A 2,201-nucleotide genomic window follows, 5' to 3' on the forward strand; every position below is an offset into this window, starting at 1 on the left:
GGCATTGCCCTGGCCCTGGTGCTGCTCAACGTCCGCCGCTACCTGGGGCGCGGCAACGAACCGGTCGCCGAGCCGGGCTACGACGACCTCGGGGACTCGTTGCGTCGCTGGCTGGCCACCACCGAGACGACGATCCGCTGGTCGGACTCCACCCGTGCCGACTGGGACCGCCACCTGCGTCCCATGCTGGCGCGGCGGTACGAAATGACAACCGGCCAAAAGCAATCCAAGGACCCCATGGCATATCACGCGACCGGCCGGATGCTGTTCGGCGCCGAACTGTGGGAATGGGTCAATCCCAACAACGTCACGCGCACCGGTGACCACCACCCCGGCCCGGGCCGCGCGGCGCTGGAAGAGATTCTGCGAAAGTTGGAGCAAATATGACACTGCCGGCCGCGACCACCACCGCACAGTGCGAGGCGGTGCTCGACGAAATCGAACGCGTGGTGGTGGGGAAGCGCTCGGCGCTGACGCTGATCCTGATCGCCGTCCTCGCGCGCGGCCACGTGCTCATCGAAGACCTGCCCGGCCTCGGTAAGACGCTGATCGCCAGATCCTTCGCGGCCGCGCTGGGGCTGCGATTCACCTGGGTGCAGTTCACGCCGGACCTGCTGCCCGCTGACCTGCTCGGCTCGACGATTTACGACATGCAGTCGGGTCGTTTCGCCTTCCGGGCCGGACCCATCTTCACCAACCTGTTGCTCGCCGACGAGATCAACCGCACGCCGCCGAAGACGCAGGCGGCGCTGCTGGAGGCGATGGCCGAAGGCCAGGTGAGCATCGACGGCGAAACCCACAAGCTGCCAACGCCGTTCATCGTCTTGGCGACCGACAACCCGATCGAGTACGAGGGCACGTATCCGTTACCCGAGGCTCAGCTGGACCGGTTTGCCATCCGCTTGGAACTTCGATACCTCTCCGAGCGCGACGAGACCTCGATGCTGCGCCGCCGCCTCGAACGGGGTTCGGCCGAGCCCATCGTCAGTCAGGTGGTGGACGCCAACGACCTGCTGGCGATGCGGGAGTCGGTCGAGCAGGTGACCGTGCACGAGGACGTCCTGCACTATGTGGTGTCGCTGGCCACCGCGACCCGGCACCACCCACAGGTCGCGGTGGGTGCCAGCCCCCGTGCGGAACTCGACCTCGTCCAACTCGCGCGCGCCCGCGCGCTGTTGCTCGGTCGCGACTACGTGATCCCCGAGGACGTCAAGGAGCTCGCCGTCGCGGCCGTGGCGCACCGGATCACCTTGCGCCCGGAGATGTGGGTGCGCAAGATCCAGGGCGCCGACGTCGTCGGGGAACTGCTGCGGCGCTTGCCGGTGCCCCGAACCGGCGGGGGGCACGGGGGGACCGGGTGAGGCCGGCGTGATCCGAAGCCGCGAAGTCGAGTTCGCGTGGCGCGCATCGCCATTGGCCCGTGCGATCGCGACGTGCGCCGGGGTCGCGCTGGCCGCCGCCGTGATAGGGGCCCGGTGGCAGCTGATCGCCTTCGCGGCTCCGCTGCTCGGCGTGCTGTGTTCGATCAGCTGGCAACGCCCGGCGCCGAAGATCCGGGTGCACGGGGAACCCGATTCGCAGCGATGCTTCGAAAACGACCGAGCGCGGCTCAAAGTCTGGGTGACCCAGGAGAGCGGGGCACGCGGGGCTTGCGGGGAAGCTGCGGTTGAACTCACCATGTCGCCGGTCGCGGGCATGGAACTCGAGGCGCTCGAGCCGGATGCCCGCCATGCGAAAACGGTTGCGGCAACCGCACAACGCTGGGGCCGCTATCCGGTGCGGGCCCGCATCGAGGTGGTCGCGCGCGGCGGGCTGCTGCTGGGGACCGCCACCGTCGACGCCGCCGACGTCCTCGTGTTCCCGCTGACGCCGCCGCAGTCGACGCCGATCCCGCAGACGGAGTTGCTCGATCGCCTGGGCGCCCACCTCACCCGGCACATCGGGCCGGGCGTCGAGTACGCGGACATTCGCCCCTACGTGCCCGGCGACCAGCTTCGGGCGGTGAACTGGCCGGTGAGCGCGCGCCGCCGCCAGTTGCACGTGACGCAGCGCTTGACCGACCGCGCCGCCGACGTGGTGGTGCTGATCGACACGTATCGGCAGCCGGCGGGTCCGGCGACCGAGGCCACCGAACGAGTCGTGCGCGGCGCGGCGCAGGTGGTCCAGACCGCGTTGCGGCACGGTGACCGTGCCGGCATCGT

General features: G+C 69.6%; 3 protein-coding genes. All 3 read left to right on the forward strand.

The annotated features are described in order from the left end of the window. Positions 1–387: hypothetical protein (locus BN4348_RS58970; RefSeq protein ID WP_066917768.1), on the forward strand; the 387-nt coding region annotated here is incomplete at its 5' end. Then, entirely contained in the window at positions 384–1,361 is a 978-nt protein-coding gene (locus BN4348_RS58975; RefSeq protein WP_066908684.1) for an AAA family ATPase, read from the forward strand. The genes BN4348_RS58970 and BN4348_RS58975, both read left to right, overlap by 4 nt. Positions 1,362–1,368: 7 nt before the next feature. Further along, positions 1,369–2,201, forward strand: an 833-nt coding sequence (locus BN4348_RS58980; protein WP_066917769.1) for a DUF58 domain-containing protein, incomplete at its 3' end; no start/stop codon positions are given.

Origin of the sequence: Mycobacterium interjectum (assembly GCF_900078675.2) — a bacterium.
Classification (GTDB): Bacteria; Actinomycetota; Actinomycetes; order Mycobacteriales; family Mycobacteriaceae; genus Mycobacterium; species Mycobacterium interjectum.

What these genes read in the sequence shown, in the direction of transcription:
- BN4348_RS58975 (WP_066908684.1), top strand. Translation starts at nt 384, where the DNA reads ATGACACTGCCGGCCGCGACCACCACCGCACAGTGCGAGGCGGTGCTC.